The sequence below is a fragment of the Komagataeibacter sp. NFXK3 genome, from assembly GCF_054182245.1.
In genome coordinates, this window is record NZ_JAPIVJ010000005.1 from 131,643 (window position 1) to 149,711 (window position 18,069).

The window sequence follows — 18,069 nt, forward strand, 5'->3', positions numbered from 1 at the left end:
CCCATGACCATGCCCCTGCTCTCGGCTGCAGCCATATGGCGCATTGCGGGCCAGTTGCGCCGCGTGTTGCCGCCGGTTGAATACGGGCCTGCAATACTGGCCTTTACCGTGCTGCGGCGGCTTGAGCAGGCCCGCCCGCCCGCGCGTGTAGGGCTTGCGGCCATTGCCTGCGCGACCGACCCGTTCGGGGTGCTGGCGGGGCAGATTGAGCGCCTGCCCGCCGCCATGCGCGACATCATGGCGCAGCTTGAGATCGAGCGACTGGCGCGGCGGCTGGCGGCGGTTGGCATGCTGGGCCCGCTGGCCGCGCATTTCGCTGCCCTTGACCTTTCCCCCACCCTGCATGGCAGCGAAGCCATGGCCCGGCTGTTCGAGGAACTGGTCAGCCATTTCACTACCACGCAGGGCACCGGCACGCATTACACGCCCCCGGAGGTGGCAGACCTGATGGTCGATCTTGTCTGCGCCCCCGACACGCCCGGCACCCGGCCTGCGCTCTATGACCCTGCCGCCGGCACCGGCGCCCTGCTTGGCCGTGCTGCTGACCGCCTGCGCGCGCGCGGGGTCATGGTGGATCTGTACGGGCAGGAGCTGAGCGGGCAGTCCTGTGCCCTGGCGCGTGCCGACCTGCTGCTGCGCGGGCTCAGGCCCCGGCAGGTGGTGCATGGCGATACGCTGCTGGCCGATGGCCATGCCCGGCAGCGTTTTGGCCGCATGCTGGCCAATCCGCCCTTTGGGCTGGACTGGCGTGCCATTCGCGCATCCGTGGAGGCGGAACATGCGCTGGGCGCGCGAGGGCGCTTCGGGCCGGGCCTGCCGCGCGTGTCGGACGGATCGATGCTGTTCATGCTGCACCTGCTCGCCAAGATGCGCGCCCCCCGCCATGGCGGCAGCCGCATTGGCGTGGTCACGCACGGAGCCGCCCTGAACGGTGGCGGGGTGGAGAGCGGTGAATCCGCCATTCGCCGCTACCTGGTGGAGCATGACCTGATTGATACGCTCATTGCCCTGCCGCAGGATATGTTCATCAATACCGGCATCAGCACCTATGTGTGGGTGCTGGATAACAACAAGCCCGCCGCCCGTCGTGGCCTGGTCAGCCTGGTCAATGCGGCGGCGCTGTGGCAGCGGTGCAGCCGCAGCCATGGCGAGAAACGGCGCGAGATGACGCAGGCCCATGTGGCTGCTGTCGTGCAAGCAGCACTTGATGGCACGGAACTGGACCTTGAGGTGCGCGATGGCCCGGATGGCGCGCCTGCCGCATGGCGCCTCATGCCACCTGAAGAGGGCGCGGCGCAGGGGCGACGCACCGGTTTTGCACGCCAGGTACCGGCGCGGGCGTTCTTATATCGCAGCCTGAGCGTGACCTGTGCGGATCATGCGGGCGCACCGACCCGCACGGTGTTCACCACCAGCATGGAAACCGACCCGCAGGACTGGTTTGACCGCCTGATTGCCCCGCATGACCCCACGGCCCGGCTGGACATGGCGCGGGAGGGCATTGGATGCGCCATTTCGTTTGCCCGGTATTTCGACACGTCCGAACCCTGTCGCGCCCTGCCTGAAATCGAGGCCGACATGCGTGCCTCCATGGCCCGGCTGGCGGCCCTCATGCCCGGCGGCATGTCCTGATTTATATGCCCTTCCTCTCATTCTCGCCCAGGCAGGACAGGAAATCCGCGATCGTGCGTATGTCCGCCAGGTGGTCGAGCACGTAATAGGCGAAGGCCAGCGCGCCTGCACGGCAGGTGGCGCGCAGGCGTGGATCGGTAATGGTGTCGAAATCCGCCGTATGGGCGTAACCTATGAGGCGGCGGATAATCTCGATGGCGGCAAAGCCGATGGTGTCGCCCATCACCTCATCCATGAAGGCCTGTTGCGCCACATGGGCCGCCGGGCCATAGGCCAGCGGGCGCAGCGTGCCGGGCGGCGGAGCGTCATCGGCGTTCCACAGCGCCATGAACTGCGTGTGGAAGCTGCGCCAGAAGCTGTCAATATCGCGCAGCACCGCCTGCCGCGCCGCAAGGTCTGGTGTTGCAAAGAAATGCAGCACGAGGTTGCCCACGAACATGCCGCAGTCAAACCCGATCGGCCCATACAGCGCGAACTCGCCATCGATTACCCGCGTATCATCCGCCGTGCTCATGATCGAGCCGGTATGCAGGTCGCCATGCAACAGTGCCTGGGGCTGCGACAGGAAGCGCCGCCGCAGGTTCTCGACGGCCAGAAGTGCCGCGGCACTGGTGCGGATATCGAGCACGATGGGGCTCAGGGCGGTATCATGCCAGTGGTTGCGCGGGTGGTCGCGGTACGGGTCGTCAAACACCAGGTCGAGCGTGATGCGGGTCAGGGCCTGGTTGGCGGCAAAAAGGCGGCGGGCGTCAAACACATCCTCGAACGGGCGGGCGAGCAGCGAGGTGCCGAAACACGCCCGGGCCACGAACGTGCCAATGCGCGGCGCGACCTCCGGCCAGTCCGCTCCCTGCATCAGCGCCGTGCGCAACACGGTGTGGCCGGACAGGCTCTCGACCACCAGCACGTAAAGCACCGGGTCGAAATGCAGGTATTCGGTGGTCAGTCCGCCCACCAGCGGGCCGATGGCGGTAAGCCATTCGGCCTCGAAATGCGTGCGGTCGAGCGGCATTTTCCAGCTCGGGTCCACGCGCACATGCGGCAGCGACTGCTTGAGACACACCTCCCCCGCAGGTCCGGTGACGAGAAACACGTTGTTGAGGTTGCCATCACTGACCTCGCGCACCTGCCACCGTTCGGGCAGGCCGCCAAGGCGGGTGGCAATAGTGGGCAGACCGGCAAGGAATGCGCGGATGCCGCCTGCATCAAGTGTGCGGTAGCTGGTCTGGTCCATATGGCTTACCCCTGCCCTGCGTGGTGGCCGTGGCCTGGCGTGGCCCGGCCGCAGGGTCGCGCGCAGGGCATGGTTATGCAACGCTTTTTTGTAATTGCGTTACGGCCTGCCACACAGTAACCCGTGAGGGGTATAATATATTCATCAAGACAGGAAGACGGACATGCCCATCAAGGACCCCAAGGTCATCGAGCACCTGAACACCCAGCTCACGAACGAGCTGACGGCGATCAACCAGTATTACCTGCATGCCCGCACGCTGCGCCACTGGGGCGTGACCCTGCTGGGCAAGAAGGAATACGAGGAATCCATCGAGGAGATGAAGCACGCCGACTGGCTGATCGAGCGTATCCTCTACCTCGGTGGCCTGCCCAACGTGCAGCGCTACAACACCATTCTTGTGGGCCAGGACGTTGAGGAAATCCTCAAATGTGACCTGAAGCTGGAAGAAAAGGCGATTGGCGACCTGCGTGAAGGCATCGCCTATTGCGAGAGCGTGCGTGACTACGTCTCGCGCGACCTGCTGCTGCGCATCCTGGTGAACGAGGAAGAGCACGAGGACTTTCTGGACCGCCAGTTCGACCTCATCAAGCAGCTTGGCCTGCCGCAGTACATCAAGCTCAACTCCGCCCCTGCTCCCGATCAGGAGTAATCCCGCCACCATGCGGGCCCGCCGGCCGGTCAGGGCCGGTGGCAGGCGGCGCGCCTTCCTGCCAGGCAAGGATGTCGAGCAGGTCGAGGAAAGCATTTTCCATGAACCGGCGCGCCTGCCGGATCGATACGATGGGTGGCATTGCTGTCATCCCGCCATGCCGGGGCCGCACGATCGTGCGGCCCCCTTGGTTTTTTTACAGGCTACCTGTGTGCACGCTGGCGGCAGGGCCGGGCCACATGACCTGCGCGTGGCCCATGTCGCCATTGTGCCAGCGCATGGCTGCAAGGCAGCCTGCACCCACGGGCTGGGCCTGCTGCGCATGGGGCCGGGGTGCGGGCCGTGCCGTAGCCACCCCCATCTGGCGCGGCTGCGTGACAGGCACCCGGCTGGATGCCACAAGCATGTTGCCCCGCCGCGGCAGCCAGTAGCCCGCCCCCGCCAGGCACGCGCCGAGTTGCGTAATGGCGGCGGCAAAGGGCGAGAGCACATGATGGTGAACGAAGATGGGCCGCAGCATGCGCCGCACTTCGCCCTCGTGCCCCTCCTGTGCTGCTGCGGCGGCCAGCAGGAAGCGGTTTTCCGTGCCGGTCAGGTGTGTTGCCGAGCAGATCGCCACATCCACCGGCGCGCGCTGGTAGGCCCGCAGGCGGTTCATGGCCATGTGGAACGCCTCGATCACAGCAGCGAAATCAGCCCGGAAACACGGCAGCGCCAGCCCTGGCGTGCCCCGCGTGTCGTCGCCCTGCCCGCTCAGGCGGCGCACGCACCAGACCAGCAGGCGTTCGCTTGATGAAAGATCATTCATGAAAACTGTGGTGTTGGTCATCATCCGCTCGGGCCGTGGCTGCGGCCCGCTCCCTGAATGTGTTGGTGAGACCGTATTAATGAGAAAGATTATCATTTGCAATTAAAATCGACAGCCCGAACCGCTTATCCCTACTGGACCGGGGCGGTCTGTATGCATTATGCTATGAGGCGATGAAAGAGCCGACTTTTCCCGATTCTCCCCTGGCCGACCTGTGCCGTGAACGCGGCCTGAAACTGACGGGCCAGCGCAGGACGATTGCCTTCGTCCTGTCGGACAGCGATGACCACCCAGATGTGGAGGAACTGTACCGCCGCGCGGTGGAAGTCGATCCGCGCATTTCCATCGCCACGGTGTATCGTACCGTGCGCCTGTTCGAGGAAAACGGCATTCTCCAGCGCCGTGACTTTGGCGGCGGTCGGGCGCGCTATGAAGTGGCCGATGGCGATCATGGTGATCATTACCACCTGATCGACGCCGATAGCGGCAAGGTGATCGAATTCGAAAATCCCGAACTCGATGCCCTGCTGGAAAATATCGTGCGCGAGATGGGTTATGACCTTGTTACCACCCGCCTCTCGGTTGTAGGCCGCAGGAAGGCGAAGCCGCGCGGCAATGGCTGAAAAGCAGCGTTTCGCCTGCTTGCCCCCTTTCCCCTGACCACAGGGCCTGATGCGCGTGTCTGACACCCCTGATAACGCCCGTGAAGCGCTGCCTGCCACCACGCCGCTTATGCTGGTTGTGGGGCTGGGGCTGCCTTATGGGCTGGTTATCGGGGGCTTTCTGTTATTTGAGCATGTTGATGGCGTGGTCTTTGGTTTCCCCCCGGGGGTGGCGTGGCTGTTTGCCTGCATGGTGCTGGTGCCAGTCTGCATGGCGGTGGCATGGCGGCTGGGCCGGGTCCGGGCGGACTGAATGGAATTCCTCAGCTTTGGCGTGGTCATTGCCGCCTCCATTGCCCTGGCGGTGTATGCGCGGGTGCGGCGCGGCAGTGGCAATGCGCGTGATTTCTTTGTTGCATCCGGGCAACTTGGTGGCCTGCTGGTCTTTTTCCTGACCATTGGCGAGACCTACAGCATTGGCAGCGTGCTGGGCTTTTCAACGGGCGTGTACCTGCATGGCGCGGCGTTTGCCGGGTGGTTCATGGGGTATATCCTGCTGTCCTACCCTGTGGGGTTCGTGCTTGCGCCGCTGTTGTGGCAGTTGGGGCGCAGGACAGGCAGCATGACGCTGGCTGATATTTTTCGCGCGCATTTTGGCAGCCGGCTGCTGGAAATCGTGGTGGCGGTCAATGCCGTGGCCTTTCTGCTGCCATTGGGGCAGACGCAGTTTACCGGCCTGATTTCGGTCATGCGCAGCCTGCACTGGCATGTAACACCCGCCATGCTGGCAGGTACTGGCGCGGGCATGACCTTTGGCTGGGTGGCGCTGGCGGGCGTGCGCGCTCCGGCCTATGTATCGGTGCTGAAGGATGTGCTGCTGGTGCTGGCCATCGTGGCCGGAGGGAGTGCGGCCCTGCTAGCCACGGGCCTGCCCGCTGCGTATGTGGCGACCCCTGCCGCCGCCGTGCCCGCGCGGCAGGACCTGTTCGTGGTCTCTACCATCATGCTCCAGTCACTGGGGCTGTGCATTACGCCACAGGCGGTGGCGTTCGTGTTTACTGCGCGTTCGGCACGGATGGTGCGCCGCAACCAGATCCTCATGCCGCTTTACATGCTCATGTTCCCCTTTCTGTACATGATCGCGCAATTCGTGCGCAAACGCGGGCTGGCCGTCTCATCGGCCAATGATGTGTTCATGCTGGGCGTGACCACCACCCTGCCGCCGTGGATGCAGGGTATTGTTGCGGGCGGGTGCGCGATCTCGGCGCTGGTCATCCTGGCGGGCGTGTGCCTTGCCATCGGGCCGCTGGTCTCGCGCAACATGCTCCATGGCCTGTCCGACAGGGGCCAGCGCGTGGGCGCGCAGGTCGTGATCGGGGTCTATCTGCTGCTTTCTGCCGCCGGGGCAGCGGGGCTGGGCAGCATCATGGTCACGCTCAACAACCTGTATTACCTGGGCATGATCCAGATCGCGCCTGGGCTGCTGGTGGCCCTGTGCGGGTGGCGGGTATCCCCTCTGGCCATTGCGGCGGGGCTTGTTGCGGGTGACGGGCTGGCGGTGGGGCTGTACTGGGCGGGCCTCATGCCCGGCGGGGTCAATCCCGGCCTGGTCGGGCTGGGGGTCAATGCCCTGATCGTGGCAGTGGCGGCTTTGCACCGGTCGTCCTGCGCGCGTTGAACCGGGCCTGCGCCTCAGCCTTTGTGGGGCGTTGCGGGCGCCAGCCAGTTCGGGTGGCGGCGTTCTATCCATTCCAGCATGCGCGCGCTCAGCCTGCGCAGGAAAGGCACGTCCTCCGCCAGCAGGATAATGCCCAGCGGCAGCATCCATAACCCCAGCACCGGCAGGAAGCTGAATATGCCCCCCACGATCAGCACTCCGCCCATGATGCCGCGCATGACGACCCGCCCGGGCTGAAGCAGCCAGCGCATGGCCTGTTCGCCCCGCGCGGGCAGGCGCCGCAGCAGGCGCTCCAGCCGGTCGCGGCGCAGGTGTTCGGCATGATCGGTGGCTGTGGGGGTATTCATGCCCTGTAGAGTGGACATGTCCCCTGCCCTGCGCAACAGGCCCGCGCGGGAACGTGATGCGTAGGCAAGGAAACGAAAAAGGTCCGGATTTTGATATAGTTCAATGTCATTCCCCCAAAGCGCGCGCCAGTGTCATGGCATGATGCGTTTCCTTGCCGCCTCCGGTTCATTTTCCTGCCTTGCGTGGCTGGACGCATGCCGGGGCGGGCTGTAAGGAAATTTGTTGGAATATGCGCTTTTTCATAATGTATTTCGGGAGCAGTCAATGCCCAGCGTAAGCCCTTTTGCCGGCAAGCCGGTCGATCCGGACCGTCTTGTCAATATCGATGCCCTGCTTGATGCCTATTATACCCGCAAGCCTGATCCCGCCATTGCAACACAGCGGGTGGCGTTTGGCACCTCGGGGCACCGGGGCTCATCGCTGCATACCAGCTTCAATGAAAACCATATCCTCTCGATCAGCCAGGCCATTGCTGACTACCGCAAGAACGCGGGCATTACCGGGCCGCTGTTCATCGGCATCGACACGCATGCACTCTCGCGCCCGGCGCTGAAATCAGCCCTTGAAGTCTTTGCCGCCAATGGCATTGAAGTGCGCATTGATGACAAGGACGGCTATACCCCGACCCCCGTCATCTCGCATGCCATCCTGACGTGCAACCGTGGCCGCAACAGCGACCTTGCCGATGGCGTGGTCATCACGCCCTCGCACAACCCGCCCGAGGATGGTGGCTTCAAATATAACCCGCCCCATGGCGGCCCGGCTGATACCGACATCACCAAGGTGATCGAGAACGCGGCGAACGACTACATGGCCAAGGGCATGAAGGGTGTTGCCCGCGTGCCGTACGAGCAGGCGCTCACGGCCCCCACCACGAAGCGGCATGACTACATCAACCCGTATGTGGATGACCTTGCCGCCGTGGTGGACATGGACATCATCCGTGAATCCGGCATTTCCATCGGCATCGACCCGCTTGGCGGCGCGGCGGTGGATTACTGGCAGCCGATCATTGACAAATACGGCATCAACGCCACCATCGTGAGCAAGGAAGTCGACCCCACCTTCCGCTTCATGACCGCTGACTGGGATGGCCAGATCCGCATGGACTGCTCATCGCCCTACGCCATGGCGCGCCTTGTGCAGATGAAGGACCGCTTTGACATCGCCTTCGCCAACGATACCGATGCCGACCGCCATGGCATTGTGTCGGGCAAGTACGGGCTGATGAACCCCAACCATTACCTTGCCACCGCCATCGAGTTCCTGTTCAACAACCGCGCCAACTGGAACCCCGCAGCCGGTGTGGGCAAGACGGTGGTCAGCAGCAGCATGATTGACCGCGTGGCCAAGGAAATCGGCCGCAAGCTGGTGGAAGTGCCCGTTGGCTTCAAGTGGTTTGTCGATGGCCTGTATAACGGCACGCTCGGCTTTGGTGGTGAGGAAAGTGCTGGCGCGTCCTTCCTGCGCCGCGATGGCACGGTATGGAGCACGGACAAGGACGGCATCATCCTTGGCCTGCTCGCCGCCGAGATCACGGCCCGCACCAAACAGACCCCCGGTGCGGCATACGAAGCCATGACCAAGCGCCTTGGCACGCCGTACTACGCCCGCATCGACGCGCCTGCCGATCCGGCGCAGAAGGCAATCCTGAAAAACCTCTCGCCCGAGCAGATCGGCATGAGCGATCTTGCGGGCGAGCCGATTGTCAGCACGCTGACCAACGCGCCGGGCAATGGCGCGGCCATCGGGGGCCTGAAGGTCTCGGCCAGGGATGGCTGGTTTGCCGCCCGCCCCTCCGGCACGGAAAATGTCTATAAAATCTATGCCGAGAGCTTCAAGAGCGAGGCTCACCTCAAGGCTATCCAGACCGAGGCGCAGGATGCGATCTCGGCCCTGTTTGCCAAGGCTGCGCAGAAGTAAGATCATGTAAAGGTTTTTGGGTGCCGCCTTTTTTCAAATAGGCGGCGTTCACAGCCTCGGTGCCGCCCGCTTCCCATGAAGCGGGCGGCTTTTTTTACGCGCCTGCCACAATCATGTTGTAGGTGGCACAACAGGCAGCGGCCGCCCGTGCCCTGCCGCGCGTTTGCGGGCCTTGACCACGGCGGTATCAAGTGCGGAAAGAAATGTGGAGCGGTCAGCGCGGGTAAAGCCGCGATTGCTCTGGGTGATGACACCGGTATCACGCAGGTCGGTCATGAGGTTGCGCACGGCCAGCGCCATGCCGATGGCGTTATCATCAAGAATGCGGCCCTTGGGGTCGAGCACGCAGGCCCCGCGCGCGACACAGCGTGCGGCCAGCGGAATATCGGCTGATATGACAATGTCATGCGCAGCGGCATGCCCGGCAATCCAGTCATCAGCCACGTCCATGCCCTGTGTTACCACCACGCGCTCGATCAGGGGCGAGGCCGGCACGGCCAGCACGCTGTTGGAGACGACAAAGGTATGCAGCCCGTAGCGCAGTGCGACGCGATAGGTCTCGTCGCGCACCGGGCAGGCATCGGCATCAATGAAAATGCGCGTCATGGCTGGCCCCCTTCCCGCTGCTGGGCGGGAGGGCGCATGGAACGGGCGGGGCTGTGCGGTAGGGAGCATGACATGACCTTTTTCCTATGCCGTCGTGCGGGGCGCTGGCAAGGTTATGTCCTGACGCGTTCTTAAAAACGTCCTGTTTTCGGACAGGCGGTGTCTTTTGAAGCTTTTTGAAAAAATCTTCATCAAAAACTTCTTTAATTGGTTTTTTAACTTGGGCGGCGGGAAAAGAAAAAAAATCGGTCCTGCATGCGCAACACCCGGCTGGCCTGTGCGATCAGTTCCATATCGTGAAGAGCGATGTGTGCGTTTTTACTACCGCTGGCGCCGATGATGCGTCAGTATGAAGCTGACAAGCCAAATGGAGGAGGCCGTTATGCGTTACCTCATCGACCATACACGCGAAGGCTTTGGCGTCGCGCTGTTGCTTGGCATGCTGGCTGTCGAGCGTTTTTTCCGCAAGCAGGCTGTCCGCTAGAACAGCCCCGAACAGACGGACAGGCACCGGATGGAATATCCTTCCTTCCAGCACCGCCATCGTTGCTGCATGCGCATGCGCGAGATGTGCGCCGCAGGCCTGCTGGCGCAGCGCTGCCCTGTTTTCATACGCAACCGTGGCGCGGTCCGGCGGTTTACCCCTCTTGAAAGCCAGAACAGCTGGAGAGGAGAAAACCAATGCGAAACCTTGCGCGGATGATGATGGCTGCGGCCGTCCTGACCTGCCTTGCCGGGTGCGACAAACCCAAGCCCGCCGGTGGTGGCTCCGATGATGGCGGTGGCCCCGGCGTGAGCACCCATGGCGGCACGGCGCCCCAGCAATAAGGCACGTGCCTCCCCTGCCCCTTCGGGGTTGGCTGCAACCACAAAATCATCCCTGCATGATCCATATCCTTCCTGTCGGGGCATGCATGCTTTATGGGCATGGGCCCAGACAGTAAGGATAATCATGGAAAACGACCTCAAATGCCCCGAATGCGGGTGCGAACATGTCTACCCCGATGGCAGCCTGTGGACCTGCCCGGAATGCGGATGTGAATGGAACCCGAACGACAGGTTGGCAGGTGGTGCAGATGGCTCCGGCGAGATCCGCGACGCCAATGGCAACGTACTGGCCGATGGCGATAGTGTTACGGTGATCAAGGACCTCAAGATCAAGGGAGCCTCTTCCGTGATCAAGGGGGGTACCAAGGTGAAGGGCATCCGTCTGGTCGATGGCACGGACGGGCACAATATTGCCTGCAAGATCGCGGGTATCGGTGCAATAAACCTCAAATCCGAATTCGTCAGAAAAGCCTGATTGCTGGTTGGGGTGGCCATACGTCAGGATGGGCCACCCGCCCTGCCTGTTTTCCCGCCCGCATTGATGGCCCCCGCCGGGGCGGCGCGGGGGAAGGTTCTCATGCGCCTGCTGGCCTGCTCAAAGGATGGGATGCAGGCAATCTTTTTGTCATCTGCGGACCGTGTCATCCCACTCCGGCAAGTTCCAGGACGTGTTGCGCTCATGCAAAGCTGGGACTGGAACGACACGCTCGATGCCCGCCAGCAAAGGCTTGGGGGATGCACGGGCCATTTTCCCCATATTGCCTATCTCATATACCATGGAAAGGCTTGCACCGCCGCCATCTGGGCCAATGGCATGGCCGTCATGGCCCAGCGTCGCCCCTGCCCCGTAGCCCTGTGCGGGAAGGCCCCTCAAAGAGCGTCCCGCATGGTGTTTCAGCCAGCCGCCAGCCCTTCAAGCAGGCGGGCCACGGCCTCGGCGCCGGGGTCGGGCACGTTGCGCACATGCTCGCTGGGCACGTAGGCGGCGCGGCCCGCGCGGGCGCTGTCCATGGTGGTGGTGGCATCGGCGCCCTTGCGCGCGGCGAGGGCTGCCTGTTGCAGCGTGCCGCCATTGGCCAGCGCTTCCAGGGCGGGGTAAAGCGCATCGATCATGGTGCGGTCGCCCGGCCTGGCGCCGCCGCATTCCATCATATGGGCCAGTCCTTCGCGCAGGGCCTGCTGCCAGGGCTGCCTGCTGTGACCTGCCGCCGAGAACATGATGGCAAACAGCACCCCGCTCGAGCCACCGGCATGCTGGGTCAGGATATTGCCGATGGTGGCCATGAGCTGGTGCGGGTCGTTCATGGGCAGGCGGTCGCGCACGGCGGTGATGTCACGCGCAGCGCTGGCGAAGGTAGAGCCCGCATCGCCATCGCCGATCTTGCCATCGAGTTCATTCAGCGCGGCCTCGTTGGCCACCAGCACTTCAGCGCCCCGCGCCAGCAGGCTGGCGACAGTCGGGTCATGGCTGGGCGTGAAGGGAAACGCCTCGGGCATGGCGGGCATGGGGGCCACGCTGGGGCTGCCGAATGTGGTGATGCCGGGCCATGCACGTGGCTGGGCGGGGGCCTGCAGGGCAGTGGTGATGGCCTCGTCAAGCTCGATGAGGGTGAGCGAGAAGCCGTTCATGTCCAGCGCCGTCATGAGGGGTGCCGGGCCGATCACGTGCGAGATGCGGCGGGCCAGTGGCGTGTGGCTGAAGGCTTCGAGCAGCAGCGCCATTTCCACCTCTGGCACGGTGCCAAGGTTGTTGAGCACGAGGGCGAAGCGGGTATTGCGCACGGTTGTGGGCAGGCTGGCCTCCAGCGTGCGGGCGGCCAGTGCCATCAGGTCATTGGCGGCCGCCAAGGCAATGCGCTGTGCGCCCGGCTCGCCATGAATGCCAAGGCCAAGCTCGGCCTGCTCGGCAGCCAGGCGGCTGGCGCGGGCGGGCTCATAGGGGTTGCAGTCCTCCAGCGCCAGGCCGATGGTGCGCATGCGCTTGGTGCCTTCGCGCACGAATTCGGTCACATGCTCCAGGGACCAGCCCTGTGCCGCGCCATAGCCCGCCAGCTTGTGCGCCAGCACCGTGCCTGCCACGCCGCGTGGGGTGGTTGAATCCGGCAGGGCGATGTCATCGCCCACGGTCACCATTTCCACCTTCTTGCCCAATGCGCGGGCGCGCTCGGCGGCGAGGCCAAAGTTCAGCCGGTCGCCCGTGTAGTTCTTGACCACCAGCAGGCAGCCTGCCTCCCCCGTCGTGGCCAGGATCGCGGCCAGGATCGCATCAACGCAGGGAGAGGCGAACAGCGCGCCACACACCGCCGCGGTCAGCATGCCATGCCCGACAAAACCCGCATGCGCAGGCTCATGCCCCGACCCGCCACCCGAAATGACCGAAACCTCGCGGCGGTCGATCTCGCGGCGCATGATCACGCAGGTATCGGGGTAGCCATCCAGGCGGCACAGGTGATGGCCCGCGCTTGAGCGCAGGAACCCGTCCAGCGCTTCGGTGACAACGGTTTCGCGCGTGTTGAAAAAACGCTTCATTCTTATGCACTCTCCCTTGGCAGCCCATGGCAGGCATGGCGGCGCGGCACTATGGCCGCTAATCCCCCCGTAGCAAAATAACGGAATATGTCACGTGTGGGTTGCGCCTTGCGCGGGCCTGCGGGTTCAGGCCGGCCCCGCGCCGGGGGGCACATGGTCGGGATCATCGGGGTGGTTGAGCTTGCGGTGCGGATCATCGAGCCCCGGCACGCGGCCATGATGGCCAAAATTGACCAGTCGTGCCTCAAGCAGGTGCAGCTTGCCCAAAAGGTTCATGCGGATGGCCATGACCGCAAGCGACGCCCCGGCGAAGGGCCCCACCACGTAAACCCACAGCCCCGACCATTGCCCGGCAAACAGCGCCGGGGCCAGCGTGCGCGCAAAATTGACGCTGTTGCCCGACAGCCATGCCGTAACCGGGTTGAGCACGAGAAAGAACAACCCCCCCGACCAGGGGGTGATGAACTTCCACCGCGGATGGGCGGCCAGCCAGTACAGCATGGCGATCAGCGCCGCGGTCACGAACATTTCCGACCACATGGCCCACCAGATTGAAATCTGGCCGTAGGGCACGGTCGCGCCATAATGCACCGCCACGGCCATGTTGCCCCACCAGGCGATCAGCCTGCCCGCTTCATACACCACTGCCGTGCCGATAAACGCGCCGATCACCTGTGCGATCATGTAGTTGAGCGCATCAACCCCGCCGATGCGCCTGGCCAGCGAGAACGCCAGCGTAACGGAAGGGTTGATATGCGCTCCGCTGACCTTGCCGAACGGCGTCATGGCCGCCGCCGTGCCCGACAGGCCAAAGCACAGCCCGCACAGCGCGGTCTGGATATAGGGATGGTGCATGAGCACCGCGCCGAGCGGACTGGCGGGCGCGCTGAGCAGGATGACGGCACTCAGGCCAAGGATCATGAGGATGGCGGTGGCGATCGCCTCGCAGAAATACAGCTTCCAGTGAAACAGGTTGTGCGGGTGCGGGTCGCCTGCCAGCGGGCGGTCATGCACATGGATATGAAGGTACGGCAGGTGTGGCAGGCGCATGGCCGGGCATCCTTGTTTATGCAACATGGGTCCGGCGAAAGAAGCGTTTGGGAGGGGTCACGTCCCGGTGCGCGCCGGTGGTGGAGGCCAGCATAGCAGCCCCCGCACCGGTGGGGTCCGGTTTTGGCACAATCCAGTCATGCCATCACGAATTCGAAAGTGCCCCTACCCTTGCGGCACCGACGCATCAAGGGCGGCCTGCAGGATGTAGGCCGCTGCCATCTGGTCCACCACCTCGCCCCGGCGCTGGCGCGTCATGTCGGCCTCGGCAATGAGGAAGCGGTTCACGGCGGAGGAGGAAAGCCGTTCATCCCACATCGCCGCAGGCAGGCCGGTCATGTCGGACAGGTTCAGCGTCCAGTCCCGCGCCGCCTGGGCTGCGGGGCCAAAGCTGCCATCAAGCGAAAGCGGCAGGCCCACCACCAGGCCGCCCACATCCTGCGCGCGGGCGATCTTGCTGATTTCAGCTGCGTTGACTGACAGTTTTCCGCGCCTGAGCCCCATATGCGGGGAGGCGAGCATCAGGCCCACGTCAGACAGGGCGATGCCGATCGTCTTTTTGCCGGGGTCAAGGCCAAGCAGGCGCTGGTCGCGGCGCAGGCCTGCACGGAGATCGGATATGTTGAACAGGGGCATGGTCGGGGGTATGTTCCTCAGCGGTCCTGCGCCGCAGGATATTCTGCCCCTGTTCTGATGGAAAGTTATTGCTTCATGTCGCTTGATCCCGCGACCGTCCGCCGCATTGCCAGACTGGCACGGATTGGTATTGACGAGTCTGATGTTCCCGCCCTGCAAGGGGAGCTTAACGGGATCCTCGGCTGGGTCGAGCAGTTGAACGAGGTCGATGTCGAGGGGGTAACCCCCATGGTCGGCACGGGCCATGCCGCCCTGCGCACGCGGCCGGACGTGGTGACCGATGGCAACTGCCGTGATGCCGTGCTGTCCAACGCGCCCGATGGCGTTGGCCCCTTCTATACCGTGCCCAAGGTTGTTGAATAAGATGAGCCTGACCGAACTGACAATCGCTGATGCCGCCCAGGGCCTGCGCGCGCGCAAATTCAGCGCCGTGGAACTGGTGCGCGCGCATACCGACGCCATCGCCGCCCTCAACCCGCGCCTGAACGCCTATATCACCACCACCGCCGATGAAGCACTCAAGGCGGCGCAGCAGGCGGATGACGTGCTGGCCAAGGGCGAGGCCCGTGCGCTGACCGGCATCCCGCTGGGCATCAAGGACCTGTTCTGCACCAATGGCGTGCGGACCACGGCGGCGAGCAATATCCTCAAGAACTTCGTACCCCCCTATGAAAGCACGGTCACGGCCAACCTGCTGCGCGATGGCGCGGTGTTCGTGGGCAAGACCAACCTTGATGAATTCGCCATGGGGTCGGCCAACATCACCTCTGCCTTCGGCCCGGTTGAAAACCCGTGGAAGCGCAATGGCGATGATGCGGCGCTGGTGCCCGGTGGCTCATCGGGCGGGTCGGCCGCGGCTGTTGCGGCGGGGCTGGCCATGGGGGCGACCGGCACCGATACCGGCGGGTCCATCCGCCAGCCGGCCGCCTATTGCGGCATTGTGGGGCTCAAGCCCACCTATGGAAGGTGCAGCCGGTTTGGCACCATTGCCTATGCCTCGTCGCTCGATCAGGCTGGCCCCATGGCGCGCAGCGTGCGCGACTGCGCCATCATGCTCCAGTCCATGGCCGGTTTTGACGAGCGTGACAGCACCAGCGTCAATTGCGACGTGCCGGATTATTCCGCCGCCATAGGTCGCAGCCTCAAGGGGCTGAAGGTGGGCATTCCCGCCGAATACCGCGCCGAGGGCCTCTCCGCCGAGATCGCGGCGGCGTGGCAGCAGGGCATCGAATGGCTCAAGGCGGCAGGCTGCGAGATTGTGGATGTGTCGCTGCCCCACACGAAATACGGCCTTGCCACCTATTATATCGTGGCCCCGGCTGAATGCTCGTCCAACCTCGCCCGCTACGATGGCCTGCGCTTTGGCGAGCGCGTGCCGGGTGATACGCTCGATGCCATGTACGAAGCCACCCGCCGCGCGGGCTTCGGCCCAGAAGTGCGTCGCCGCATCATGATGGGCACCTACGTGCTCTCGGCTGGCTATTACGATGCCTATTACCTGAAGGCCCAGAAGGTGCGCACCCTCATCCGCCGCGACTTTACCGAGGCGTTTGGAAAGGTGGATGTGCTGCTCACCCCCACAGCACCCACCCCTGCCTTCGCGCAGGGTGAACAGAGTGATGATCCGGTCCAGATGTACCTGAACGATATTTTCACCGTACCTGCCTCCATGGCTGGCATGCCCGCCATGTCCGTGCCCGTGGGGCTTGGGGCCACCGGCCTGCCGCTGGGCCTGCAGCTTATCGGTCGCCCGTTTGACGAGGAAACCCTGCTGGCCACCGGCAGTGCTTTGGAAAGTGCCGCAGGCTTCACCCACCGTCCTGCCATCCGTGCGGAGGCCGCGAAATGACCTACACGATCGAAGGCAAGACCGGCGCGTGGGAAATCGTGGTGGGCCTTGAGGTTCATGCGCAGGTCATCAGCCATTCCAAGCTGTTTTCCGGTGCGTCGGCCTCCTATGGCGGTGAGCCGAACACGCATGTGAGCCTGGTCGATGCGGGCTTTCCGGGCATGCTGCCGGTGCTGAACCAGGAATGTGTGGCCCAGGCCATCCGCACGGGGCTCGGCCTGCGTGCGCGCATCAATCTGGAAAGCCGGTTCGACCGCAAGAACTACTTCTATGCCGACCTGCCCACGGGCTACCAGATCAGCCAGTTCACCCACCCGATCGTGGGTGAAGGCACGGTCGAGATCGAACTGGGCGATGGCACCGTGCGCCATATCGGCATCACCCGCCTGCATATGGAGCAGGATGCGGGCAAGTCCATGCATGACCAGGACCCTGCCCGCTCCTTCATTGATCTCAACCGCGCTGGCGTGGCGCTGATGGAGATCGTGAGCGAGCCCGACATCCGCTGCCCCGAGGAGGCTGGCGCCTACCTGCGCAAGCTGCGCCAGATCCTGCGTTACCTGGGCACGTGCGATGGCAACATGGAGGAAGGGTCCATGCGTGCCGATGTGAACGTGTCGGTGCGCAAGGCGGGCGAACCGTTCCGTACGCGCTGCGAGATCAAGAACGTCAACTCGATCCGCTATGTCATGCACGCCATCGAGGTCGAGGCCACGCGCCAGATCGAGGTATGGGAAGATGGCGGCGAAGTGGATCAGGAAACCCGCCTGTTCGACCCCTCGCGTAACGAGACCCGCTCGCTGCGCAGCAAGGAAGACGCGCACGATTACCGCTACTTCCCCGACCCTGACCTGTTGCCGCTGGTTGTGGAACAGGAATGGGTGGACGCGCTTGAGCGTGGCCTGCCGGAGTTGCCGGATGACAAGCGCGACCGCTTCGTCAAGGAATATGGCATTCCTCGCTACGACGCCAGCGTGCTGGTGGCCGAGCAGGCCATTGCCGATTATTACGAGGAAGTAGCCAAGGGCCGTGATGCCCGCCTTGCCGCCAACTGGGTAACGGGTGACCTGTTTGGTGCGCTCAACCGCACCGGCCGCACCATTACCGACAGCCCGATCTCGGCTGCGGCACTGGGGGGCATGCTGGATCTGGTGTCCGACAAGACCATCAATGGCAAGATCGCCAAGGAGGTGTTCGAGGACATGCTTGAGACTGGCGACAGCGCGGCTGCCATTGTGGAGCGTAAGGGCCTCAAGCAGGTGACCGACACTGGCGCGATTGACGCCGCTGTAGCTGATGTGATGGCGCGCAATGCCGACAAGGTGGAAGAATACCGTGGCGGCAAGGACCGGCTGTTCGGCTTTTTTGTGGGCCAGGTGATGAAAGCCATGGCTGGCAAGGCCAATCCGGCCATGGTGAACGAAGCCCTGAAAAAAGTTCTGTAAAAACGGGCTTTAACGTATTTTAGGGCTATGCAGGGTTGCGACAACACGCTAGAAGCAGCCCTGCAAACGCCGTGTTACTTATAATGCGCGCTCTTCGGCGGAGGGGTGGCCGAGTGGCTGAAGGCGGCGGTTTGCTAAACCGTTATACGATGTCAAATCGTATCGAGGGTTCGAATCCCTTCCCCTCCGCCAGAACTTCTTGTAAATAAACGAGAAATTGCCAAGCGCCCCACGGGGCGCTTTGGTCGT

The 18,069-nt window shown here is 63.7% G+C and carries 20 protein-coding genes and 1 tRNA gene; 12 read left to right on the forward strand and 9 right to left on the reverse strand.

The window, feature by feature from the left end; all coding sequences use genetic code 11:
• Positions 1 to 3: 3 nt before the first annotated feature.
• Positions 4 to 1,632 carry an N-6 DNA methylase gene (locus tag OQZ28_RS07425; RefSeq protein WP_458135660.1) on the forward strand — a complete coding sequence of 543 codons (1,629 nt, stop codon included), beginning with the start codon at positions 4 to 6 and terminating at the stop codon, positions 1,630 to 1,632.
• A gap of 1 nt (position 1,633) precedes the next feature.
• Here the strand turns inward: OQZ28_RS07425 and mtnK are convergent, their stop codons facing one another.
• A complete protein-coding gene (gene mtnK, locus OQZ28_RS07430; protein ID WP_458135661.1) occupies positions 1,634 to 2,866 on the reverse strand; it encodes an S-methyl-5-thioribose kinase in 1,233 nt (410 codons plus the stop codon).
• 163 nt (positions 2,867 to 3,029) lie between these two features.
• Between mtnK and bfr the strand changes: the two genes are divergently transcribed.
• The gene (gene bfr / locus OQZ28_RS07435) at positions 3,030 to 3,518 is read left to right on the forward strand and encodes a bacterioferritin (protein ID WP_078523985.1); all 489 of its coding nucleotides are present in this window, start codon (positions 3,030 to 3,032) and stop codon (positions 3,516 to 3,518) included.
• Here the strand turns inward: bfr and OQZ28_RS07440 are convergent.
• Positions 3,487 to 3,660, reverse strand: coding sequence for a hypothetical protein (locus OQZ28_RS07440; protein ID WP_458135662.1), 174 nt, complete (start codon positions 3,658 to 3,660; stop codon positions 3,487 to 3,489). The two genes, bfr and OQZ28_RS07440, sit on opposite strands and share 32 nt — an antisense overlap.
• A 54-nt stretch (positions 3,661 to 3,714) precedes the next feature.
• Positions 3,715 to 4,326, reverse strand: a complete 612-nt coding sequence (locus tag OQZ28_RS07445) for a hypothetical protein (protein WP_458135663.1) — start codon at positions 4,324 to 4,326, stop codon at positions 3,715 to 3,717.
• Between the two features lie 173 nt (positions 4,327 to 4,499).
• Here OQZ28_RS07445 and OQZ28_RS07450 point away from each other — a divergent pair, with 173 nt between their 5' ends.
• From OQZ28_RS07450 to OQZ28_RS07460, 3 genes are read left to right on the forward strand one after another with little or no spacing between them, the layout of a single operon-like run.
• Complete coding sequence (locus OQZ28_RS07450; RefSeq protein WP_458135664.1) at positions 4,500 to 4,949, forward strand: Fur family transcriptional regulator; 450 nt, start codon at positions 4,500 to 4,502, stop codon at positions 4,947 to 4,949.
• Between the two features lie 55 nt (positions 4,950 to 5,004).
• Positions 5,005 to 5,241, forward strand: a complete 237-nt coding sequence (locus OQZ28_RS07455; protein WP_458135665.1) for a hypothetical protein — start codon at positions 5,005 to 5,007, stop codon at positions 5,239 to 5,241.
• A complete protein-coding gene (locus OQZ28_RS07460) occupies positions 5,242 to 6,606 on the forward strand; it encodes a sodium:solute symporter family protein (protein ID WP_458135666.1) in 1,365 nt (454 codons plus the stop codon).
• 14 nt (positions 6,607 to 6,620) lie between these two features.
• Here the strand turns inward: OQZ28_RS07460 and OQZ28_RS07465 are convergent, their stop codons facing one another.
• Positions 6,621 to 6,971, reverse strand: a complete 351-nt coding sequence (locus OQZ28_RS07465; RefSeq protein WP_130730914.1) for a hypothetical protein — start codon at positions 6,969 to 6,971, stop codon at positions 6,621 to 6,623.
• A gap of 247 nt (positions 6,972 to 7,218) precedes the next feature.
• Here OQZ28_RS07465 and pgm point away from each other — a divergent pair, with 247 nt between their 5' ends.
• Positions 7,219 to 8,877, forward strand: coding sequence for a phosphoglucomutase (alpha-D-glucose-1,6-bisphosphate-dependent) (gene pgm / locus OQZ28_RS07470; protein ID WP_458135667.1), 1,659 nt, complete (start codon positions 7,219 to 7,221; stop codon positions 8,875 to 8,877).
• Positions 8,878 to 8,988: 111 nt separating this feature from the next.
• Here pgm and OQZ28_RS07475 read toward each other — a convergent pair whose 3' ends face one another.
• A complete protein-coding gene (locus tag OQZ28_RS07475; protein WP_130731030.1) occupies positions 8,989 to 9,483 on the reverse strand; it encodes a YaiI/YqxD family protein in 495 nt (164 codons plus the stop codon).
• Positions 9,484 to 9,766: 283 nt separating this feature from the next.
• Complete coding sequence (locus OQZ28_RS07480) at positions 9,767 to 10,165, reverse strand: hypothetical protein (protein ID WP_458135668.1); 399 nt, start codon at positions 10,163 to 10,165, stop codon at positions 9,767 to 9,769.
• Here OQZ28_RS07480 and OQZ28_RS07485 point away from each other — a divergent pair.
• On the forward strand, positions 10,165 to 10,311 hold the full coding sequence (locus tag OQZ28_RS07485) for a hypothetical protein (protein ID WP_165399117.1): 147 nt from the start codon (positions 10,165 to 10,167) through the stop codon (positions 10,309 to 10,311). The genes OQZ28_RS07480 and OQZ28_RS07485 overlap by 1 nt on opposite strands.
• A 124-nt stretch (positions 10,312 to 10,435) precedes the next feature.
• Positions 10,436 to 10,786 (forward strand): zinc ribbon domain-containing protein YjdM, encoded by a 351-nt coding sequence (locus OQZ28_RS07490; RefSeq protein WP_458135669.1) that lies wholly within the window; start codon positions 10,436 to 10,438, stop codon positions 10,784 to 10,786.
• Positions 10,787 to 11,205: 419 nt separating this feature from the next.
• Here the strand turns inward: OQZ28_RS07490 and OQZ28_RS07495 are convergent, their stop codons facing one another.
• From OQZ28_RS07495 to ruvX, 3 genes are all read right to left on the reverse strand, one after another.
• A complete protein-coding gene (locus tag OQZ28_RS07495) occupies positions 11,206 to 12,840 on the reverse strand; it encodes a dihydroxyacetone kinase subunit DhaK (protein ID WP_458135670.1) in 1,635 nt (544 codons plus the stop codon).
• Between the two features lie 126 nt (positions 12,841 to 12,966).
• On the reverse strand, positions 12,967 to 13,890 hold the full coding sequence (locus tag OQZ28_RS07500) for an MIP/aquaporin family protein (RefSeq protein ID WP_130730909.1): 924 nt from the start codon (positions 13,888 to 13,890) through the stop codon (positions 12,967 to 12,969).
• 165 nt (positions 13,891 to 14,055) lie between these two features.
• Positions 14,056 to 14,526 carry a Holliday junction resolvase RuvX gene (gene ruvX, locus OQZ28_RS07505; RefSeq protein WP_458135671.1) on the reverse strand — a complete coding sequence of 157 codons (471 nt, stop codon included), beginning with the start codon at positions 14,524 to 14,526 and terminating at the stop codon, positions 14,056 to 14,058.
• 75 nt (positions 14,527 to 14,601) lie between these two features.
• Here ruvX and gatC point away from each other — a divergent pair, with 75 nt between their 5' ends.
• The 4 genes from gatC (at position 14,602) to OQZ28_RS07525 (ending at position 18,012) form a co-directional block, all read left to right on the forward strand.
• Positions 14,602 to 14,889 (forward strand): Asp-tRNA(Asn)/Glu-tRNA(Gln) amidotransferase subunit GatC, encoded by a 288-nt coding sequence (gene gatC / locus OQZ28_RS07510; RefSeq protein WP_078527604.1) that lies wholly within the window; start codon positions 14,602 to 14,604, stop codon positions 14,887 to 14,889.
• A gap of 1 nt (position 14,890) precedes the next feature.
• Entirely contained in the window at positions 14,891 to 16,375 is a 1,485-nt protein-coding gene (gatA, locus tag OQZ28_RS07515) for an Asp-tRNA(Asn)/Glu-tRNA(Gln) amidotransferase subunit GatA (protein ID WP_458135672.1), read from the forward strand.
• The gene (gene gatB, locus OQZ28_RS07520) at positions 16,372 to 17,820 is read left to right on the forward strand and encodes an Asp-tRNA(Asn)/Glu-tRNA(Gln) amidotransferase subunit GatB (RefSeq protein ID WP_458135673.1); all 1,449 of its coding nucleotides are present in this window, start codon (positions 16,372 to 16,374) and stop codon (positions 17,818 to 17,820) included. Before gatA ends, gatB begins: the two co-directional genes overlap by 4 nt.
• Positions 17,821 to 17,919: 99 nt before the next feature.
• A tRNA-Ser gene (locus OQZ28_RS07525) sits at positions 17,920 to 18,012 on the forward strand.
• Positions 18,013 to 18,069 lie beyond the last annotated feature (57 nt).